Here is a 20,096-nt window from a genome sequence, read left to right on the forward strand (position 1 = left end):
ACTCAAAAAAATAAACTGTTTAGACCATGTGGCAAGGCTATCTACAAATTTTGCTGACCTTAGCAATTGTCGTTGCAATTACCCCTTGGTTGGGTAATTATATGGCGGAGGTGTTTTTAGGCAATAAAACTTTTCTGAGTCCCTGGCTGAATCCAGTGGAAAATGCCTTATATAGTTGGATTCAAATTCGCCCTCAGCAGACAATGACTGGATGGCAATATATTGCCGCGATTCTTTACAGTAATTTGGTGATGGGTATTGGAGTTCTAGCCATTCTCCTGTTACAAAACCATTTGCCTTTCAATGGCACAGAATTGACGGCACCGAGTTGGGATCTAGCCCTACATACTACTATTTCTTTTTTAACCAATACGGACCAGCAACATTACTCAGGGGAAATAACCTTAAGTTATGCTAGCCAAGTTTTTGCCATTGGCTTTTTAATGTTTACTTCAGCGGGCACAGGATTAAGTGTTGGCATTGCCTTTATTCGCGGCTTAACAGGTAGAAATTTGGGCAACTTTTACCAAGATTTAATTTTATCCATTACTCGGATTTTATTACCTCTGGCAATTCCAGGAGCATTACTTTTACTATTATCGGGAGTGCCCGAGACCTGGTCAAACCCAGTAAGTCTAACAACCCTGGAAGGCAATAATCAGGTCATCGCCCTGGGACCCGTTGCCCACTATGAAATTATTAAACAATTAGGTGAAAATGGTGGAGGCTTTTTCGGTACTAATTCAGCCCATCCTTTTGAAAATCCCAATGGTTTTTCTAACTTATTACAAACTATTGCGATGCTGAGTGTTCCCACCGCTCTAATTTATACCTACGGTATTTTTGCTAAAAATAAACGCCAAGCTTGGTTAATCTTTGGTATGGTGTTGGCCATTTTTTTAGGGTTAATTAGTGTGACGGCGATCGCCGAGTTTCAGGGCAATCATCAAGTCAATCTACTGCTAGACGGTATTGAACCAAATTTAGAAGGCAAAGAAGTCCGATTTGGGTGGTCACAAACCGCACTGTTTATCATTGCAACCACAGCAACTATGTGTGGCGCTGTTAATGGCCTGTTAGATTCTTTCATGCCTGCGGGGGGATTTAGCACATTATTCAATTTGTTTTTACAGGTAATCTGGGGAGGGCAAGGGACAGGCACAGCCTATTTATTTGTTTACTTGATTTTAGCTGTTTTTATCACAGGATTAATGGTGGGCAGAACCCCGGAATTTTTGGGGCGCAAAATTGAAAAGTCGGAAATTGTCCTAGCAAGTATTATCCTGCTAATTCACCCCATTGCCGTTTTAATTCCTGCGGCGATCGCCCTAGCATTTCCCAGCCAATTGGCGGGCATCAGTAACTCAGGTTTCCATGGTATTTCCCAAGTAGTGTATGAATACGCATCAGCTTCTGCCAACAATGGTTCGGGTCTAGAAGGTTTAGATGACAATACCCTCTGGTGGAATCTAAGCACTTGTTTTAGCCTGGTTCTAGGCCGATATATTCCCATTGTTGCCCTATTGCTTTTAGCTGATAGGTTATCGCAAAAACAACCTGTTCCTCTGACAGCGGGAACCCTACGGACTGACACCATTTTATTTACTAGCGTTACCGCAGGGATAATTTTAATTCTAGGAGCATTAACTTTTTTTCCTGTGTTGGTTTTGGGTCCCATTGCCGAAGCTTTTACCCTGCAATGATTTTTTAACATCGTTACATATTATGTAAAAAAATAGATTAAATAATTAGTAAAATTAGGATCTCTTTAAAACCCTAAAAATAATTAATTATCAGGGCTTGTTTTAGTTAACATAGTTTTCCCTAGCCATGAAAAAAAAGTTGCGCTCACAAAGAAAACGTACTGCCAAAGTAAAGCAAGGGGGATTGTATCTGCGGGCTATTCAACAATCTTTTGTTAAACTCGATCCCCGCATCGCCAGCAAAAATCCTGTCATGTTTATTGTCTGGATTGGTACTATAATTACTTTTTTAGTCACCATTAACCCTGAACTATTTGGAGATACACCGGAGAAAAATCAACGGTTATTTAACTGCATAATTACCCTAATTTTGTTGTTTACTATTCTTTTTGCCAACTTCGCTGAAGCCCTAGCTGAAGGTCGGGGAAAAGCCCAAGCTGATGCCCTGAGGGCAACTAAAAGTGACACCATTGCTCGAAAAATTTTACCCGATGGTTCCACAGCATCAGTTAATTCAACCACCTTAAGAAAAGGAGATCAAATTCAGGTAATTGCGGGGGATATGATTCCTGTGGATGGAGAGGTGATTGGTGGTATGGCCACGGTGGATGAATCGGCGATCACAGGGGAGTCAGCTCCAGTTTTAAAACAGCCTGGCACCGATATTGCTAGCTCGGTCACAGGAGGGACACGTATTCTATCTGATCAGCTATTAATTTTGGTGACCACGGATCCGGGGAAGGGATTTATTGACCGTATGATTGCCTTGGTGGAAGGGGCAGAACGGAGCAAAACCCCCAATGAAATTGCTTTAACGGTTTTATTGGCTGTGTTAAGTCAGGTGTTTCTCATTGTGATTGCTACCCTACCGGCGATCGCCAATTATGCTGGAAGCCCCGTCAGTATTGTGGCGTTAATTGCCTTGTTAGTAGCTTTAATTCCCACCACAATTGGTGGTTTATTAAGTGCCATTGGCATTGCTGGCATGGACCGGGTTGCCCAATTTAATGTTATTGCCACTTCAGGTAGAGCCGTTGAGGCCTGTGGTGATGTGAACACTCTGGTGTTAGACAAAACAGGCACCATTACCCTGGGTAATCGGTTGGCAGAGGAATTTATTCCCGTTAATAATTATTCCCTAGAAGATGTTGCCCAAGTTGCGTTAATTTCCAGTATTTTCGATGAAACTCCTGAGGGTCGCTCAATTATTAATTTGGCAGAAAATTTAGGTGCAAAAATGAATTTTGACCCGAGCACAGCTACAGGGATTGAATTTTCGGCCCGCACCCGCATGAGTGGAATTAATTTGGTTAGTGGTGAGGAAATTCGCAAAGGAGCCGTTGATGCCATCAAAGGCTTTGTCCGTTCTAGGGGAGGACAAATTTCCCCCGATTTAAACATTGCCTATGAACGTGTTTCCCGATTAGGAGGAACCCCTTTAGCCGTCTGTCAAGGGGCAAATATTTATGGCGTAATTTACCTTAAAGATATAATTAAACCGGGCATTAAAGAGCGATTTAATCAATTGCGTCGCATGGGAATTCGCACCATTATGCTCACCGGAGATAATCACATCACTGCTTCAGTGATTGCCCAAGAAGCCGGGGTAGATGATTTCATTGCTGAGGCCACGCCGGAAGATAAAATTGAGGTCATTCGCTCCGAACAAGCCAAGGGAAAATTAGTAGCCATGACAGGGGATGGCACCAACGATGCCCCAGCTTTAGCCCAAGCCAATGTGGGGGTTGCCATGAATTCGGGCACCCAGGCAGCCAAGGAAGCGGCCAATATGGTGGATCTGGACTCTGACCCAACTAAGTTAATTGACATTGTTACCATTGGTAAGCAATTGTTAATCACCCGTGGAGCCCTCACTACCTTTTCCATTGCCAACGATGTTGCCAAATATTTTGCTATCATTCCAGCGATGTTTGCCAGTGTTGGAGTTGGTAGTTTGAATGTTATGGGACTGGCCAGTTCTCAATCAGCAATTCTTTCAGCCTTAATTTATAATGCTTTAATTATTCCCGCTTTGATTCCCCTGGCTTTAAAGGGCATAAAATTTCGACCTTTAACCGCCAACCAATTGCTACAACGAAATATTCTTATTTATGGCTTAGGGGGAGTAATTGCTCCCTTTATTGCCATTAAAATAATTGATTCGATCATAGTATCTACTGGTTTAGTTTAGTTATATCGCTCCTTGATAGGTCTAGGTAGTAAGGTGAAGATAATTGTAGAATTTCTCTTAATCATTATCTTTATAATGGCCATGGACATAAACACTCGTAAACTTTTGCCTAGATTGAATTTGAAAAATATTTCCGTTTATTGCTTTGGAATTTTAATCTTTAATCTATTCGTCTCTCCCCTGGTTCAAGCTTCGGTGGGAGGAGTGTTTTCCCGGGGACAATCCTATGCTTTAGGGTTATTGGGTCTAGTGACTTTCAGTTTGTTTATTTACCTTCTTTTCGTAATTTTTCAACCAGAAAAATTTTAATATGAGCCAAGTACGGGAATTTTCCAAAGCAGTTCGGGCCACCATTTTATTGTGGATAATCACAGCTATTTTCTATCCGCTGCTAGTCTGGGTCATTGGGCAACTAATCTTCCCCTTTCAAGCCAACGGCAGTATGCTGAAAAATGACCAGGGAACCATCGTTGCTTCCGCATTAATCGGCCAACCTTTTAATGGCGATCGCTATTTTTGGAGCCGCCCCAGCATGGTGGATTATAGCACCGGTTCAATGGCGGGCATAACAGGAATTTCGGGGGCCAGTAACTTGGCTCCAGGCAGCTTCCTTTTAAAAGAAAGGATTGATCATAACTTGAAAAAATTACAAGAAGCTGATATTAAACCCACCGCTGATTTAGTCTATAGCTCTGGTTCAGGTTTAGATCCCCATATCAGCTTAGAAGCGGCAAAAAATCAAATCAATCGCATTGTCCAAGCTCGTAAAATTAACCCTAGCCAGGTGGAATTATTAATTACCCAGGCCACTGAAGGTCGCTTTTTAGGGATTTTTGGAGAACCAGGGGTAAATGTTGTTAAGCTAAATTTAGCCCTTGATCAAATTGATAGTTTGGCGCCTCAATGATAGAGCGAAGAGGAAGACATAAAATCTTTATTGGCATGGCCCCTGGAGTTGGCAAAACATACAAAATGCTAGAGGAAGGGAAACGCCTCAAGCAGCAGGGGGTTGATGTTGTTATTGGGTTACTAGAAACCCATGGTCGTCAGGACACGTTGAACCAGTCTTTAGGATTAGAAACGGTTCTCCGCAGAAGTTTCCGCAAAAAAGAAGTAACGCTATGGGAAATGGATACCCAAGCTATTCTTGCCCGATCTCCCCAGTTGGTTTTAATTGATGAGCTAGCCCATACAAACATTCCTGGTTCTCTACACCAAAAACGCTACCAAGATGTGGAAGAAATTTTACATCTTGGCATTGATGTCTATTCCACTGTCAATATTCAACATCTGGAAAGCTTGAATGACTTGGTGGCCAGAATTACAGGGATAGTTGTCAGAGAAAGAATTCCCGATCGCCTTTTGGAAGAGGCAGATGAAGTTATTTTGGTGGATGTCACCGCTGAAACTTTGGAAGAAAGATTACGGGAAGGAAAAATTTATACCCCTGATAAAATAGAACAATCCCTAGCTAACTTTTTTCAACGGCGGAATTTAATCGCATTAAGGGAGTTAGCCCTAAGGGAAGTTGCCAATACTGTGGAAGAAGAAGGGGAGGCAAATTTAGCTAATCAAGCTTGCCCTATTCAAGAACGGGTTTTGGTTTGTATTTCTACCTATTCTAATTCAGTGCGACTATTGAGGCGTGGGGCCAGGTTAGCCCATTACATGAATGCACCTTTATTTGTCCTTTTTGTGGAAGACCCTGACCGTTTTTTAAATAAGGCTGAAACCCTACACATTGAAAACTGTGAACAACTCTGCCAGGAATTTGCTGGGCATTTCCTCAGGGTTACTGGTCAAAAAGTACCCGAGGCGATCGCCAGGGTTGCTGAAGAACATAAGATTACCCAAATTGTCCTGGGAGAAAGCCTGCAATCCCGTTGGAAGCGGCTCATCAAAGGCTCTTTTACCCAAAAGATAATTTCCCTAATTTGGCAAAAACACATTGATTTACATATTATTGCCACGGAAAAATAAGCCCTAGCTATTTTATATTGACTTAATTGAAGGTAAGACACTGACCAGAGCTAAAAGCGTCTTTGGTAAAAACCTTAGTCGTCTCAATCTTATAGTCATTTCAAATAATTTCGAGACTGCTTAAGTCTTTATTGACAAGCTTTTCGATCAATTTGACTACCTCAGTCTTACTAGAAACGACTATACTTCGATTGACTATGACTATGCCTATTTTTGACTCTTCTTTCCATCAGTTTAGTCCCCCATAAACTCGATTTTGGAGCATATGATTTTCTGGAATCTAAACATTGAAGCGGAAGAGCATTACATCCCCCTCCTGTACCACATATTCTTTTCCTTCACTGCGGACTAGGCCCTTTTCCTTAGCCCCCTGCATGCTGCCGGAATTGACTAAATCTTCATAGGCAACGGTTTCCGCCCGAATAAAACCCCGCTCAAAATCGGTGTGAATTACCCCCGCCGCCTGGGGCGCTTTCATGCCGCTGATGATGGTCCAAGCCCGGGTTTCCTGGGGGCCGGTGGTGAGGTAGGTGCGTAACCCCAAAAGTTCATAGGTAGCTCGAATGAGAGATTTCAATCCTCCTTCGGTCACCCCCAAACTAGCCAAAAAGTCCTGCCGCTCCTCTTCAGGTAATTCAATCAGTTCCGATTCCACCTGGGCCGAAATCACCACCACTTTTGCTTCATCCTTAGTGGCGATCGCCTTCACTTGTTCGACCCAATCATTGCCACTTGCTAAGTCTTCCTCGGTGACGTTGGTGGCATAGATGATGGGTTTGAGGGTCAGTAAACCCAGGGACTTAATCAATTCCTGTTCTTCCGCCGTTAGTCCCACCCGTCGGGCTGGAACACCTTCATTGAGGGCACTGACCAATCTTTCCAAAATGGCCACTTCTTCCAACAAATCCTTATTACCCCGGGCCTGCTTACGGCTGCGTTCCAACCTTTTTTCCACTTGGGCCAAGTCCGCCAGCACCAGTTCCAAGTCAATCACTTCCACATCCCGCACCGGATCGACAGAACCTGACACATGGATAATGTCATCATCATCAAAACAGCGCACCACATGGACAATGGCGTCCACTTCCCGGATATTGGCTAGAAATTGGTTGCCCAAGCCTTCCCCCTTACTGGCCCCCGCTACCAAACCGGCAATATCGACAAATTCCATGCGGGTGGGAATTATCTTGGCCGATTGGGAAATCTCTGCCAACCTCTCCAGGCGATCGTCCGGCACAGACACTACCCCCACATTGGGTTCAATGGTGCAGAAGGGAAAGTTAGCGGCTTCGGCCTTTGCATTGGCCACCAGGGCGTTGAAGAGGGTGGATTTTCCCACATTGGGCAGACCAACAATTCCGGCTCTGAGCATAATGTCTAACTATTTTGAGGATGATGGCAGGCAAAACAGTCTCCCATCGTACCAAAATCAGGTGGGCACTACATCACATTGGGTGCTTCCTACGGCTTTAAACCCTTTTAAACTTAGGTGAACTTGATTCAAATTTAGGGAAATTTATAGATAATACCGCCGGACTCACTAGCTTCAAATGTGGCATTAAATTCGATCGCCTTTTGGTCTAAATATTCCTTAGCTTGTTTGCCGTCAATCTCTGCGGCTTTGCATAATTGTAAAACCGTAATGGTATTGTTATTCTCCTCTAGAATTTGAAAGAAAGTTTTTCTGAGTTTTTCCGCTACCTCTAGGGCACTTTTTTGCCTTTGTTTTTTGCCATCATGGACCGCACTCCAAAGCAATCCCCCACCGAGAGCGCTCATTGGTAGGGAAAAAATCATCAGGGCCGCCGCCGCTCCATCGCGGTCTTCCTGGGACTTGGTGGAATCAAAAATTTCTACCACACAGTAAAGCCCTAAGGGAACTCCCAAGGAAAGCAAAAGAAAAGCCACAATTTGTTTGATTAATCTCATGGTTCCGATGGGCTAAAAATTTAATTGGGCAAAAACTTAATAAACTACCCTATTTAGCCATTATTTTGCCATTAACACCACCGAAGAACGGGGTTGAACCCAATATTCCTCTCCCTCGACAGCGGGGGCGATCGCCGGCCGTTGGAAATCCTCCGGAGTTGGTAAATAGGTATCCACCAATCGATGCCAAGTTAAACCATCGTTTAGAGGAGGCAATTCAAAATTTAGCGGTTCCCAATAGGCATTAAAGATCAGATGGAGAATTTCCCTAGCCTGGGGATGGAATAGGGTAACCGCCAAAGTATGGGAAGTGTAGGACCAATCAGGCTGGGCTAGTTTCACTCCATGCCAGACCACGCAGGGTCCCGGTAAATCCTTGGTTGCTTTGAGATACATTTGCCGCAGAGCCGCTTCATCCACTGGAGGTAGGGGTTTATAAACCAGTTCTTCCCCTTCTGGGTTTTCTGCGTCTGAAGTTTCATTGTCGTCAGGTAGGCGGGGTAAGGCGAAATTTAGCACCGGCAACAAACTTTCCTCAAGAAATAGGGATAAGCTTTGGGTCAAAGCAATAATGCCTCGCAAAAAGTGAGTTTCATCGCCGTGGGTTTCTTCTCCACTCCAATCGAACCAACTTAGTTCGTTATCCTGGCAATAGCCATTATTGTTGCCCCTTTGGGTCCTGCCCACGGGATCCCCCATCAGTAACATCGGCGTACCCTGGGAGAAAAAGAGAATGGTCAAAAAGTTTTTAATTTGCCGCAGTCGCAGTTGATTGATTTTTGGATCATCAGTTTCTCCTTCCACACCGCAGTTCCAACTAAAGTTATCATTGGCGCCATCTCGGTTATTTTCCCCATTGGCTTCATTGTGTTTTTCATCGTAGGAAACTAAATCCAGTAGGGTGAAGCCATCATGGCAGGTGACAAAGTTAATACTGCGGTTAATGTCCGTATCTTGACGGTAGTAAATATCTGGGCTACCCAGTAAGCGGCTAGCCAACGCTGGCACTGCGCCATTATCCCCTTTGACAAAGCGACGCACATCGTCCCGAAAAGGGCCGTTCCATTCCGCAAACCAGTCCGCCAACTCCACAAATTTACCAACGCTGTACAGTCCCGCTGCGTCCCACGCTTCGGCGATCAATTTAGTACCGGCTAAAATTGGGTCAGATTCGATCGCCCAAATGATGTTAGCGGTGGCAATTTCACTGCCATGGAGGGGCACCCCTTTAGTATCCCGCACCAGTACGGAAGCTAGGTCAAAGCGAAAACCATCCACGTGCATTTCCGATACCCAGTAACGGAGAGAATCAAGAATTAAGCCTCCCACCACAGGGTGATTGGCCTTGACACTGTTGCCGCAACCGCTGTAGTTGCTATAGGAACTTTTGTCTTCATCCAGAATGTAATAGGTTTTGTTGTCAATGCCCCGGAAGGAAAGGGTGGGCCCTTTTTCGTTTCCCTCCGCCGTATGGTTGAATACCACATCTAAAATTACTTCTATGCCCGCTTTGTGGAGGGCCTTGACCATATCCCGAAATTCGTCCACCACTTCCAGGGGATCATCAGCGGCACTGTAACCCTGGTGGGGGGCAAAAAAGCCAATGGTGCTATAGCCCCAATAGTTAGTCAGCCCCGGTTGGGCATCTTCTGGGTCGAAATAATGGACTGGCAAAAGTTCCACCGCAGTAATGCCCAGTTCCTTAAGATAGGGGATTTTTTCAATTAGTCCCGCATAGGTGCCCCGTTTTTTTTCGCTGAGGCCAGAATTGGGGTTACGGGTGAATCCCCCCACGTGCAACTCATAGATAATGCTGGCGGCGTAGGGAGTGCGGGGAGCTTTGTCATCTTCCCAATCGTACACGCTGGTGTCTGCCACTACACTGCGTAGGGCTTGGGCACAATTGTCCCCGGGTAGCATGGCTGCCTTCCGGTCGTAAATATCCTTACCGGCGATCGCCTTGGCATAGGGGTCGAGCAAAACTTTGTCCGGGTCAAACCGATGGCCCTTTTCCGGTTCCTGGGGGCCATCAACACGGTAAGCATAAACCTGGCCAGCCTTTAAACCTTCAACAAAAATATGCCAGTAGTAGAAAGTACGATTCCGGTCTGGATCAAGCTCAATTGTCCTAGCCGGTGCGGGATCATTAGGGCGATCAAATAACAACAATGTCACCCTTTCTGCATGCTTAGAAAACAAGCAAAAATTAACCCCATCCCCATAGACCGTTGCCCCCAAAGGAAACGTTTGGCCAAGGCGAACATCGGTAGGCAGGTTGGAAACGGGCATCAACTGTGGCACGGGCACTCTCTAAAAACTGGTCAGACTCTTCCCCTTAAAGCTAGCAAACCTTTGGGAAAGGGAAACAATTCCCATTAATCCGGAGTGAGGTTTTCTTTCCACTGACGAACAAAAATCGGTTTAAAAGGAGAGTTGCTGAGGTCAATCTAATCGCCTAATCTCTGTGGGTAGAATGGATTACGAGTTTGACCGTGTTTTTAATTAAAGCAAATTTTCAAGGTGAAACACCATGCATCTGCGTCAATATCACCAGTCAGATTTAGAAGCTGTTATCGAGGTTTTTAGTAATGCTGTTCATCAATTGGGGATCCAGCACTATAGCAGAAACGCACTTTTAGCCTGGGCTCCCTATAATCCAGACCGAGAAAAATGGCGCGATCGCCTGGCATCCATTCTGGTTTTAATAGTTGAAGATGGGGGGGCAATTGCGGGTTTTATCGGTTATGACCGCACCGGATTAATTGATTTACTCTTTGTACATTCAGCCTTTGCTCGCCGGGGCATTGCGACTATGCTGATGGAAACCGTGGAGCAATTGGCGGCCATTGATGGATTGGACTATATTCATACCAAAGCAAGTCTGGTGGCTCGGCCATTTTTTGAGTCTAGAGGTTTCGTTATAGCAGGAGAGGAAATTGTTAGCGTGGGGGGAGAAAATCTATGCAGGTTTGATATGATAAAAGCCATAGATTCTGATCAAAAGGCTATTTTATCCCTGCCAAATTCTATTCTTAATCGAATATTATCTTGCTAATAAAACGGGAATTTAAATTCAAGTGAATAAAGTTTTGGCAAATACTTTTGGCAATTTTCAATCCGTCCCTTGGTGGAAACAAATTTTCACGGCGATCGCCATTTGTGGCACCGTCTACATTTCCCAATTATTTGTTACCTATTCTGGCACTGCTTCCTCGCCCATTTGGGTTCCCACAGGCGTTTCTGTTGGTCTTTTATATGTTTGGGGTTATCCCGTCTGGCTAGGTATGTTTGTGGGGCTATTGTTCGGAGAAGCTATGGTCCTCAATGGCCTGGAAAGCCTGCCGAATTTTATCCTAACCATTGCCATCACCTGTGTAGTAAGCTTAGTCAATCTTTTTTCGAGCTATCTTAGCCATCGCTTAACAGAGGGAGATTACTTTTTTGCCAAAACCAAAAATATTATTAAATTCATTATTTTTGTTTGTTTTGCTAGTCGTATTTCCGCCGCCATTATTTGTCCATTCCTGTTGTACTTATTTGCTAAAATTCCCCTAAGTTTATATTCGGAAATTGCCTACACTTGGTTGCTTAGTGATGCTTTTGCTCTGTTAATTTTTGCACCTTTTATTATCGCCTGCAATCAAAATATTGAAGAATTTACCCAACGCATTAGGGCAAGGTGGTTAGAGGGTTTTACTATTTTATTTTGTGTTTTAATCATTGTTCAAATCATTGCTAATGATTATCCCATTGAATATTTACTAATCCCTTTTTTAGTATGGTCTGCCTTCCGTTTCACTGAAGTTGGTTCTTCTTTATTGACAATTATAATCTCCATTCTATTGGTTTTTATCCTTGCCATTGATCAAGATGAGATTTCGATTAAAAATCAGCTTTTACTATTGCAGTCAATCCTAGCTTGTATTAGTATGACTACCCTGATCTTAAATGCAGTTCTAAGTGAAAACGAAAAGGCAAAAAACCAATTATCTGAGGCCAATCAAGCCCTGATAGAGCAAAATAAGAAACTGCAGGAACTATATCAACAAAAAGAAATTGAGCGGGCGCAAAGGGAGAAAATTTTAATTGAATACAATCAATCTTTAGAAAAGCAAGTTGCTTTGGTTGAGGCAAAAGAAATAGCAGAAAGTGAAGCCAAAGCAAAAAGTACTTTCATTGCTAACATGAGCCATGAGCTCCGTTCTCCCCTAAACGCTATTATTGGTTTTTCCCAGCTTATGCTACGCACGAAAAATTTGCCGATGGAGCAGTATGAAAATGCCAGCATTATTCAACGAAGTGGAGAATATTTATTGAACTTGATTAATAATATTCTTGATTTCTCTAAAATTGAAGCGGGTAAAACCAGTTTAAATTGTCATCATTTTGACATCCATCTATTATTGGATGATCTGGAGGATATGCTTCATTTAAAAGCTGACAGTGAAGGAATAGAATTAATTTTTAATCGAGATGATAATTTACCTCGATATATTTATAGTGACGAAATTAAGTTAAGACAAATTTTACTGAATTTATTAAGTAATGCTATTAAATTCACACCCCAAGGTCAAGTAAACTTAACAGCCAACTTTAGAAAGGTTAATCAAGATGGCGAAATTAGTCAAGAGAATCAAAAGGGAGAGGAAAGTTCCGAAGATAAATATTGGCTAGACTTTACGGTACAAGATACAGGTAAAGGGATTGACGAAGCAGAGTTAAATAATTTATTTGAAGCTTTTTCCCAAACGGAATCCGGTCGTAATGCCCAAGAAGGAACAGGTTTAGGTTTAGCTATTACCCGACAATTCATTGATTTAATGGGGGGAGAAATTTTTGTTAGTAGTGTAGTTGACCAGGGCACTACTTTTGATTTTTCCGTGTTGGTTGAGCCGGGAGAAATGACCTTGAGCCGGGAACCAAATTCGGTCAAAAAGGTTTTGGCCCTGACCTCCGGTCAGCCTATTTACAAAATCTTGGTGGTGGACGATAAAAGTGTCAACCGGCAACTATTGATTAAACTCCTGGCTCCGTTTGGGTTTGAACTGGCCGAAGCCGCCAATGGACAAGAAGCGATCGCCCTGTGGGAAACCTGGGAACCCCATTTGATTTTCATGGACATGAGAATGCCCGTGATGGATGGATACGAAGCCACTAAGTATATCAAGGGAAGGGTTAAGGGCAATGCAACGGCGATTGTGGCCCTAACAGCTAGTGTATTGGAGGAAGAAAAGGCGATCGTGCTTTCGGCCGGGTGCGATGATTTTCTCCGTAAACCGTTTCGGGAGAATACTATCTTTGATGCCTTGACCAAACATTTAGGAGTAACATATGTTTATGATTCAGCCGTAGGACGAGATAATGAGCAAGGGACAACAGATCTTATGGCTGAGCAGTTTCTGATTATGCCCCACCAGTGGCTAGAGCAGCTATACGATTATATTTTGGAGGCTGACACTGAACGGGTGATGAAACTAGTGGCAAAAATTCCTCCATCAGCGCCGGAACTAGAGCAAAATCTGACTAAGTTAGTGCGTAGATTTGAGTTTGAAAAAATCCTCGACTTGATTGAGCCACTATTAAAGTAATTGAAGTAATTTTTATGGATAGAACAAACGAAAAAAAAGGCAACATTCTTTTGGTTGATGATCTACCAAACAACCTACAGTTATTGAGTGATTTATTAATAAATTTGGGGTACACAGTACGGAGTGTTACCAGCGGAAAAATGGCCCTTAAAACTCTCCAGGCTAAGCGTCCAGATCTCATTTTGTTGGATATTAAAATGCCTGAGATGGACGGCTATCAGGTCTGCGAAATGATTAAGCAAGATGAGGATTTGCAAGATATTCCCATTATTTTTATCAGTGCCCTAGATGATACTTTTGACAAAGTTAAAGCGTTTGAGTGTGGTGGAGTTGACTACATTACCAAACCTTTTCAAATTGAGGAAGTGATAGCTCGCATTGAGGGTCAGCTTACTATTCAAAGACAAAGGGTAGCCCTCAAAAGGGAGGTGAGAAAACGAAGGGAAGCAGAGGAGGTACTTTATCAGTCTAGGGCTTTACTTTCTAGTGTGTTGAATTCAGCCTTGGATGGCATTGCGGCTATGCAAGCGGTGCGGGATCCCCAAACGGGCGATATTGAAGATTTTCGCTGTTTAGTGATCAATCCCATTCTTTCCAAGGCTTTTAATCGTAATCGGGAAGATTTAATTGGTAGAGTCTTACTAAAACGTTTTTTACACCGTTTAGATCCCCAACTTTTTGAGCAGTTTGTTAACTTGGTGGAAACGGGAACTTTTTTGACCCAGGATATTTATTTCCCCATGGCTAATTCGGATTGGTATCATTTTGTGGCGGTCAAATTAGGGGATGGTTTTGCGATCACAGTGCGGGATATTACTGACCGCAAAAGGATGGAATTGGAATTACAGGCGGCTAATCAACAATTGCAGTTATTGGCCAATATTGATGGCTTGACCCACATCGCCAATCGCCGTCGTTTTGATGAATATTTAGCCCAGGAATGGCAACGTCATTATCGAGAACAAAAACCGCTAACCCTACTTTTAGTAGATATTGATTATTTTAAAGCGTACAATGATTTTTATGGCCACCAACAGGGAGATGATTGTTTACAAAAAGTGGCCCAAACTTTAGTTAGCATTGCCCAACGGGTAACGGATTTAGTAGCGCGTTACGGAGGCGAAGAGTTTGTTGTTATTTTGCCTAATACGAACCAGGAAGACGCCATGGCCATAGCGCAAAAAATGCTTCAGGCGATCGCCGGCCTAGAAATTCCCCACCAGGGTTCGACGATTAGTGAATATATCACCATTAGCATTGGCATTAGCACCTTGGTGCCTACCGCTGGGGATACTGTGGAAAGGATTATTAGCGAAGCGGATCAAGCTTTGTATCGAGCTAAATCCCAGGGACGGAACCAGGCGATCGCCTAATGGCATCATCCTTTTGGTCGAGATTTAAACAATATCTAGCCAAGCCAGGCTGAGGGCTAATCTTTAACCGTCCATCAAGCAGTAGTCGTTAATTTTTCCTCTGTCTGTTTAGATCTGTTTCTTCAGACTTTTTGACCCAAGTCAAGGAAAAGAACCCCAGTGGTTTTCTCCGTTAGCCAGTTTTTATATCTAAAAAAGGTAGCTTCCCCGGCAATTGGTGCCTCAAAATCCGATGGTTGTTGGTAACGATGGGGAGGATATTGTTCTCGAATGGCGATGATGTTTTGGTAGGGTTGATACCAGCGTTTGATTACCATTAATAAATTGGTTAATTGTGCGAAGGGGAGCTGATACTTGTAATCCAAAGTCAACACTTGGGTTATCCGCATAAATGTGTCTGGATTACTCCGATAGCCAGGCAAACTGATGATTTTTCCCAAACTCTCAAAAGCACTATAGTTGGCCATAATTAGGGGTCTGAGAGATTGGTAATCCCTAATATCCCTTTTACTCAGCTGTTGCACCAATTCAGAAATCTGCCGGAGCAGGGAATAATCGGCTAAGTTATAGGACTTAAATAGTGAAAGTAACTTGAGGGCAAGGGGGCGTTCTGCTAGTTTTTGTAACTGTTTTGTATAGTTTTTTAGGGCCAGTTGTCCTTCTTCTGTCTTAATCTGTACCAGGGTTTCCTTTAACTGCTTGTCTAGGGTATCCTGAAAATGCTCAGTGGTAGTAAAATCATTCAATAATTCTTCGACAAATTGGTAAAATTGTTGTTGCTTAGCGCCACGAAAACGACTTTCAGTTTGATCAATTATCACAAAACTGTCTTTGGCATTAATGGCTGCTTGTAGTAGCTGGATACTCTCGTTAATATCTGAGTATTCTTCGATGCCATTGTCAAGTAAATAACGTAGTTTGACGAGAATGCAAAACTCTTCATTGCAGAGAAATTCCTCCTTGTGGAGAATATCCATACTTTTGCCAAATACGGCAATGTCTGTGGAAGCTTGGCGGTGAGCAAAAAGCGCCTCTTCCGGCACCATTTCCTTCGTTCGTAGAAATCTACTAATTATCTTTTGAAACCAACGACCAAAGCCATTATCGGTGCTAAATACTCCCCTTTGCCACCAAGGTTTACTGATTTTGGCCGAATGGGATGCTTTGCCCGATGGAATCATTTAACTGCCCGTAATTTTACAACATTGGTCTCTGGATAAATTATAAATTAGCTTAACCCCAATCAAAAAAATGACTGCTTTCAAGTCAATTGCTAGTGCTTGGGCCGAGTTACAAAATCTTGGTGTATAGTCATCCTGCTCTATTTTTACGCTCTGTCTAGCGGATCAAAGTTACGTTGTCAGGGTATTTCCAAGCCCCGCTATGCTTGAAAATGTTGAAATCCTTGCTCCAGGGATAGCTTTTCCCGCGCTCCATTGTCGAAAATTAATGAGACTGCAGTTCCATCAACAATTCTGCCGATGATTCGAGGGAAACGGGCCGGCGTTAGGTTTAAAGGCGCGATCGCCGCTAGCCATCGTTGGGCCAGAAGGGGGGAAAGGGTCAAAATCAACTCAAAATCTTCTCCACCATAAAGAGTCCAAGCCGTAGCGGTTTCGGGCCCCACCCAATGGGCCAATCCCTGGGCAATGGGTAGTTTTTCCGCCCATAACTCGGCTCCCACTTGACTAGATCGGCAAATTTGTAACACGGCATCGGCTAGGCCGTCACTGCTGTCCATGGCGCCAATGGTAGTTTCCAAACAAGCGAGGGAGGGTACTAAATCCAATCGGGGTTGGGGCCGTTGATGGGCCGTTTGCCAAATCAATTTTTGTTCCGCCGGTAAATTCTCAGTCTTTTGCGGATGAAGTAAACATTCCAAGCCAGCCCGGGCCGCTCCATGGTCTCCGGTGGCAATGATCCAGTTCCCCACCTGAGCTTGGCGACGGTACATGGCCTTGTCCAGAGGCACTTGACCTAAAACGGTGATGCTGATGGTTTTAATCGGCGATCGAGACACATCTCCCCCGAGAATTGGAGTTCGCCAAGGCTTCAAACAGGCAATTAAACCCTCATAAACCCCAAGAATCCAAGGCAAAGTGGTGCAGGCAGGCAATGCCAAAGCCACAGTGATTCCCGTCGGTGTGGCCCCCATAGCGGCTAGATCCGATAAATTGGCCGCCGCTCCCCGCCAACCCACATCAAAGGCAGAGGTGGTTTGTTCACTGAAATGGACATTTTCCACCAACATATCAGTGCTGATTACCAGGGAGTCCGAGCTGGGCAAATCGAACACAGCGGCATCGTCCCCAGTTATCTCCGCCGGGGAAAATTTCTGCAGTTGGGCTAATAGGCCCTGTTCCCCCAACTCCCCAATGGTTGTGTTGGGATAGTGGGCTGAGAATGACTTGGATAGAAATGGGTCGGCCAAGGGTTGGGAGTGCAAAGCAAAATTTGGCAGAAACGCCTTGCAAACATTAAAACAGAGACAGCATTGTATTGATCGTTAATATCTTTTAAAAACCATTGAGAAACCATGACCCTTTGCCCCGGTTTACCCAGCGGTAGTTTGCGTCGTGTCCACCACATTGCTTTAAATGTGCAGGATATGGAAAAATCTTGCCACTTTTACGGCCATATTTTGGGGCTAAAACCATTGGTGGGGGACGAGGTACCCAGCACCCTGAGAAGTTTGGTGGAAGAGGGTAAAGTAAGCAACTTTGTGACCCCCGATGGCACTGTCCTTGACCTCTTTGCCACACCGGATTTATCTCCCCCAGCGGCGGATCCCCGACAATCCTTCACCCGCACCGACCACCTCGCTTTTGACATTGCCCCGGAGCAATTTGACCAGGCGATCGCCGTTTTGGCAGCCCATGGTGTAATCATTGCAGGGGGGCCAGTGACTCGACCGACGGGCAGGGGCATTTATTTCTATGACCCGGATGGGTTTCAGGTGGAAATTCGCTGTGATCCGGAGATTGTGTAAGCAGATCTTGATAGTAAAGCTCCTAGGGAGGGGGAAAGCATTTCTTGGCCGGCTCGATGTGCTAAATCTGGAAAGAGATTTTCCTCCCTAGGCTTACATGTTAGACAAACGCTGTAGCGGTATTTTGCTCCACCCCACTTCCTTACCCAGTCGCTATGGCATTGGGGATTTGGGGGAAGGTGCTTTTCAGTTCATAGATTTTTTGGCGGACGCGGACCAGAGTGTATGGCAAATACTACCCCTAGGGCCCACGGGGTTTGGTAATTCCCCTTACCTTTGTTACTCTGCCCTGGCCATTAATCCTTGGCTCATCAGTCTAGACCGTCTAGTGGAGGAGGGATGTTTGCCGCCGAGCCTACTGGATCAAGCCCCGGAATTCACTAACCCCAGGGTGGATTATGACCAGGCGATCGCCTACAAATCGCAAGTTTTAAAACAGGCCTTTGCCCAATTCAGCACCAATGCAGGGCCGGAAATTGAGCAGGAATTCAGAGAGTTTTGCCGCGCCCAAAGCCATTGGTTAGCAGATTACGCCCTCTTCATGGCCATCAAAGAAGCCCACAATGGAGCCGGTTGGCACCAATGGGACAAAGACATCGCCTGGCGCGAACCGGAAGCCCTCAAAGTTTGGGGCGATCGCCTGAAAACGGAAGTTTTATACCATCAATTTTTACAATTTCTTGGTTTTCGCCAATGGCGGGAAGTTAAGGCCTACGCTAACCAGCGCCACATTGCCATTTTTGGCGATCTGCCCATTTACGTGGCCCACGACAGCGCGGACGTTTGGGCCCATCCGGAAAACTTTTGCCTCGACCCCGAAACCGGGGAAGCAGCCATGATGGCCGGGGTACCACCAGACTATTTCAGTGTCACTGGACAACTGTGGGGCAATCCCGTGTATGACTGGGAAACCCTTAAGGCTACGGGCTTTGCCTGGTGGATCAAACGCTTCCAGGCCAACTTGCAATATCTAGACATTGTCCGCATCGATCATTTCCGGGGCTTTGAATCCTATTGGGGGGTGCCCCAGGGGGAAAAAACCGCTGAAAATGGGGAATGGTATCCAGCCCCTGGCAAGGAATTTTTCCAAGCTTTGGCCAAAGCCCTGGGCAATGATTTACCCATTGTGGCGGAGGATTTGGGGGTAATTACGCCGGAGGTGGAAGCATTGCGGGACGAGTTTAACTTTCCGGGCATGAAAGTGTTGCACTTTGCCTTTGATTCCGACCGGGGTAATCCCTTTTTGCCCTTTAACTACAGCAATTGTAATGCGGTGGTTTATACCGGCACCCACGACAATGACACCACAGTGGGCTGGTTCCAGGAACGGTCAGAGGAGGACCAGCAAAAGGTGATCAATTACCTCGGCTGTGTCTGCAACGAAGGCATTCATTGGAGCTTAATCCGCCTAGCCTCTAGTTCTGTGGCGAACCTAGCCATTTTTCCCCTCCAGGATATCCTCGGTTTGGGGGGCGACTGTCGCATGAATTTACCGGGTACCGCCATGGGTAACTGGGGTTGGCGTTACCATCCCGACCAACTCAACGACTGGCTATCGGGGCATTTGAGTTTCATTACGGAACTGTACGGACGACGCATCTACCACGGCGATTAAGGTCAAGGGTAATATGCCCAACAATTCCTAAACTGTCCCTAAATTAATCCCGGCTGAAACAAGGCCCCGGCTTTGCTCGTCTGGGATGGGGAAGTTTACCCCCGGGGTTATGCTCAACTACATTTGGTTTGCAATTATTCTGCTGTCGGTGGTAGCCGGGACAGTAACGGGCAAAATTGAGGCGGTGACGGAGGCGGCCATTGAAAGTGCAGGAACGGCGGTGGAACTGTCCATTGGCTTGATTGGCATTATGGCCCTGTGGTTAGGCATGATGAAAATCGCTGAAGCTGCCGGTTTGGTGGAACTGATCGCAAAATTGGTTAAGCCCATTACCATCAAGCTTTTTCCCGATGTGCCCCCGGAGCACCCGGCGATCGGCTCCATTGTGTTAAATATGTCCGCCAATATTCTGGGTCTAGGTAATGCGGCCACGCCCTTGGGTCTAAAAGCGATGCAGGAATTGGAGGAAATTAACCCTAATAAAGGCACAGCCACCGATGCCATGTGTATGTTTTTGGCCATTAATACTTCCAGTGTGCAGTTAATTTTGCCCGCTACGGTGGTGGGTTTAATGGGGACAGCAGCCAATGACATTTTTTTCTCAACAATTTTGGCCACTACTTGTTCCACTGCAACAGCCATTGTTGCCGCTAAACTTTTGGCTCGCTTGAAAATATTTGCCCTCCCCCCCCTTTCAGATCAAGAAGGTCATACATAGAAAATCGAGG

The 20,096-nt window shown here is 44.9% G+C and carries 16 protein-coding genes; 11 read left to right on the forward strand and 5 right to left on the reverse strand.

Annotated elements, in window-relative coordinates; genetic code table 11:
- The first annotated feature begins 26 nt into the window (after nucleotides 1-26).
- The 5 genes from kdpA (at nucleotide 27) to D082_RS07685 (ending at nucleotide 5,874) form a co-directional block, all read left to right on the forward strand.
- The gene (gene kdpA / locus D082_RS07665; RefSeq protein WP_028948405.1) at nucleotides 27-1,703 is read left to right on the forward strand and encodes a potassium-transporting ATPase subunit KdpA; all 1,677 of its coding nucleotides are present in this window, start codon (nucleotides 27-29) and stop codon (nucleotides 1,701-1,703) included.
- 127 nt (nucleotides 1,704-1,830) lie between these two features.
- Entirely contained in the window at nucleotides 1,831-3,894 is a 2,064-nt protein-coding gene (gene kdpB, locus D082_RS07670; protein ID WP_028948404.1) for a potassium-transporting ATPase subunit KdpB, read from the forward strand.
- A gap of 81 nt (nucleotides 3,895-3,975) precedes the next feature.
- Nucleotides 3,976-4,203, forward strand: a complete 228-nt coding sequence (kdpF, locus tag D082_RS19415) for a K(+)-transporting ATPase subunit F (RefSeq protein ID WP_051738928.1) — start codon at nucleotides 3,976-3,978, stop codon at nucleotides 4,201-4,203.
- A gap of 1 nt (nucleotide 4,204) precedes the next feature.
- Nucleotides 4,205-4,801 carry a K(+)-transporting ATPase subunit C gene (kdpC, locus tag D082_RS07680; RefSeq protein WP_028948402.1) on the forward strand — a complete coding sequence of 199 codons (597 nt, stop codon included), beginning with the start codon at nucleotides 4,205-4,207 and terminating at the stop codon, nucleotides 4,799-4,801.
- Nucleotides 4,798-5,874 carry a universal stress protein gene (locus D082_RS07685; RefSeq protein WP_028948401.1) on the forward strand — a complete coding sequence of 359 codons (1,077 nt, stop codon included), beginning with the start codon at nucleotides 4,798-4,800 and terminating at the stop codon, nucleotides 5,872-5,874. The genes kdpC and D082_RS07685 overlap by 4 nt, the downstream gene beginning before the upstream one ends.
- A gap of 280 nt (nucleotides 5,875-6,154) precedes the next feature.
- Here the strand turns inward: D082_RS07685 and ychF are convergent, their stop codons facing one another.
- The 3 genes from ychF to glgX form a co-directional block, all read right to left on the reverse strand.
- On the reverse strand, nucleotides 6,155-7,246 hold the full coding sequence (ychF, locus tag D082_RS07690) for a redox-regulated ATPase YchF (RefSeq protein ID WP_028948400.1): 1,092 nt from the start codon (nucleotides 7,244-7,246) through the stop codon (nucleotides 6,155-6,157).
- Nucleotides 7,247-7,380: 134 nt separating this feature from the next.
- On the reverse strand, nucleotides 7,381-7,803 hold the full coding sequence (locus D082_RS07695) for a hypothetical protein (RefSeq protein WP_028948399.1): 423 nt from the start codon (nucleotides 7,801-7,803) through the stop codon (nucleotides 7,381-7,383).
- A 60-nt stretch (nucleotides 7,804-7,863) separates the two neighbouring features.
- Nucleotides 7,864-10,104 (reverse strand): glycogen debranching protein GlgX, encoded by a 2,241-nt coding sequence (glgX, locus tag D082_RS07700; RefSeq protein WP_028948398.1) that lies wholly within the window; start codon nucleotides 10,102-10,104, stop codon nucleotides 7,864-7,866.
- Nucleotides 10,105-10,333: 229 nt separating this feature from the next.
- Here glgX and D082_RS07705 point away from each other — a divergent pair, with 229 nt between their 5' ends.
- Genes D082_RS07705 through rre2 form a run of 3 tightly spaced genes read left to right on the forward strand, consistent with a single transcriptional unit; the run spans nucleotide 10,334 to nucleotide 14,764 of the window.
- A complete protein-coding gene (locus tag D082_RS07705) occupies nucleotides 10,334-10,858 on the forward strand; it encodes a GNAT family N-acetyltransferase (protein WP_071880787.1) in 525 nt (174 codons plus the stop codon).
- Nucleotides 10,859-10,892: 34 nt separating this feature from the next.
- On the forward strand, nucleotides 10,893-13,391 hold the full coding sequence (locus D082_RS07710) for an MASE1 domain-containing protein (protein ID WP_238546886.1): 2,499 nt from the start codon (nucleotides 10,893-10,895) through the stop codon (nucleotides 13,389-13,391).
- Nucleotides 13,392-13,405: 14 nt separating this feature from the next.
- Nucleotides 13,406-14,764, forward strand: a complete 1,359-nt coding sequence (gene rre2 / locus D082_RS07715; RefSeq protein ID WP_028948396.1) for a high salinity-induced biofilm formation responseregulaton Rre2 — start codon at nucleotides 13,406-13,408, stop codon at nucleotides 14,762-14,764.
- 122 nt (nucleotides 14,765-14,886) lie between these two features.
- On the opposite strand, the gene D082_RS07720 is transcribed toward rre2, so the two are convergent.
- Nucleotides 14,887-15,945 carry a hypothetical protein gene (locus D082_RS07720; RefSeq protein ID WP_028948395.1) on the reverse strand — a complete coding sequence of 353 codons (1,059 nt, stop codon included), beginning with the start codon at nucleotides 15,943-15,945 and terminating at the stop codon, nucleotides 14,887-14,889.
- Nucleotides 15,946-16,145: 200 nt separating this feature from the next.
- Nucleotides 16,146-17,195, reverse strand: coding sequence for a thiamine-phosphate kinase (thiL, locus tag D082_RS07725; RefSeq protein WP_051738929.1), 1,050 nt, complete (start codon nucleotides 17,193-17,195; stop codon nucleotides 16,146-16,148).
- A gap of 105 nt (nucleotides 17,196-17,300) precedes the next feature.
- Here thiL and D082_RS07730 point away from each other — a divergent pair, with 105 nt between their 5' ends.
- The 3 genes from D082_RS07730 (at nucleotide 17,301) to D082_RS07740 (ending at nucleotide 20,086) form a co-directional block, all read left to right on the forward strand.
- Complete coding sequence (locus D082_RS07730; RefSeq protein WP_028948393.1) at nucleotides 17,301-17,753, forward strand: VOC family protein; 453 nt, start codon at nucleotides 17,301-17,303, stop codon at nucleotides 17,751-17,753.
- Between the two features lie 97 nt (nucleotides 17,754-17,850).
- Nucleotides 17,851-19,368, forward strand: coding sequence for a 4-alpha-glucanotransferase (gene malQ / locus D082_RS07735; RefSeq protein ID WP_028948392.1), 1,518 nt, complete (start codon nucleotides 17,851-17,853; stop codon nucleotides 19,366-19,368).
- A gap of 109 nt (nucleotides 19,369-19,477) precedes the next feature.
- On the forward strand, nucleotides 19,478-20,086 hold the full coding sequence (locus D082_RS07740; protein WP_028948391.1) for a nucleoside recognition domain-containing protein: 609 nt from the start codon (nucleotides 19,478-19,480) through the stop codon (nucleotides 20,084-20,086).
- The last annotated feature ends 10 nt before the right edge of the window (nucleotides 20,087-20,096 follow it).

It is taken from the genome of Synechocystis sp. PCC 6714 (assembly GCF_000478825.2).
Classification (GTDB): domain Bacteria; phylum Cyanobacteriota; class Cyanobacteriia; order Cyanobacteriales; family Microcystaceae; genus Synechocystis.

Bases quoted from the DNA above. Each gene is read 5' to 3' on its own strand.
- kdpA (WP_028948405.1), top strand. From the start codon at position 27: ATGTGGCAAGGCTATCTACAAATTTTGCTGACCTTAGCAATTGTCGTT.
- kdpB (WP_028948404.1), top strand. From the start codon at position 1,831: ATGAAAAAAAAGTTGCGCTCACAAAGAAAACGTACTGCCAAAGTAAAG.
- kdpF (WP_051738928.1), top strand. From the start codon at position 3,976: ATGGACATAAACACTCGTAAACTTTTGCCTAGATTGAATTTGAAAAAT.
- kdpC (WP_028948402.1), top strand. From the start codon at position 4,205: ATGAGCCAAGTACGGGAATTTTCCAAAGCAGTTCGGGCCACCATTTTA.
- D082_RS07685 (WP_028948401.1), top strand. From the start codon at position 4,798: ATGATAGAGCGAAGAGGAAGACATAAAATCTTTATTGGCATGGCCCCT.
- ychF (WP_028948400.1), bottom strand. From the start codon at position 7,246: ATGCTCAGAGCCGGAATTGTTGGTCTGCCCAATGTGGGAAAATCCACC.
- D082_RS07695 (WP_028948399.1), bottom strand. From the start codon at position 7,803: ATGAGATTAATCAAACAAATTGTGGCTTTTCTTTTGCTTTCCTTGGGA.
- D082_RS07705 (WP_071880787.1), top strand. From the start codon at position 10,334: ATGCATCTGCGTCAATATCACCAGTCAGATTTAGAAGCTGTTATCGAG.
- rre2 (WP_028948396.1), top strand. From the start codon at position 13,406: ATGGATAGAACAAACGAAAAAAAAGGCAACATTCTTTTGGTTGATGAT.
- D082_RS07720 (WP_028948395.1), bottom strand. From the start codon at position 15,945: ATGATTCCATCGGGCAAAGCATCCCATTCGGCCAAAATCAGTAAACCT.
- D082_RS07730 (WP_028948393.1), top strand. From the start codon at position 17,301: ATGACCCTTTGCCCCGGTTTACCCAGCGGTAGTTTGCGTCGTGTCCAC.
- malQ (WP_028948392.1), top strand. From the start codon at position 17,851: ATGTTAGACAAACGCTGTAGCGGTATTTTGCTCCACCCCACTTCCTTA.
- D082_RS07740 (WP_028948391.1), top strand. From the start codon at position 19,478: ATGCTCAACTACATTTGGTTTGCAATTATTCTGCTGTCGGTGGTAGCC.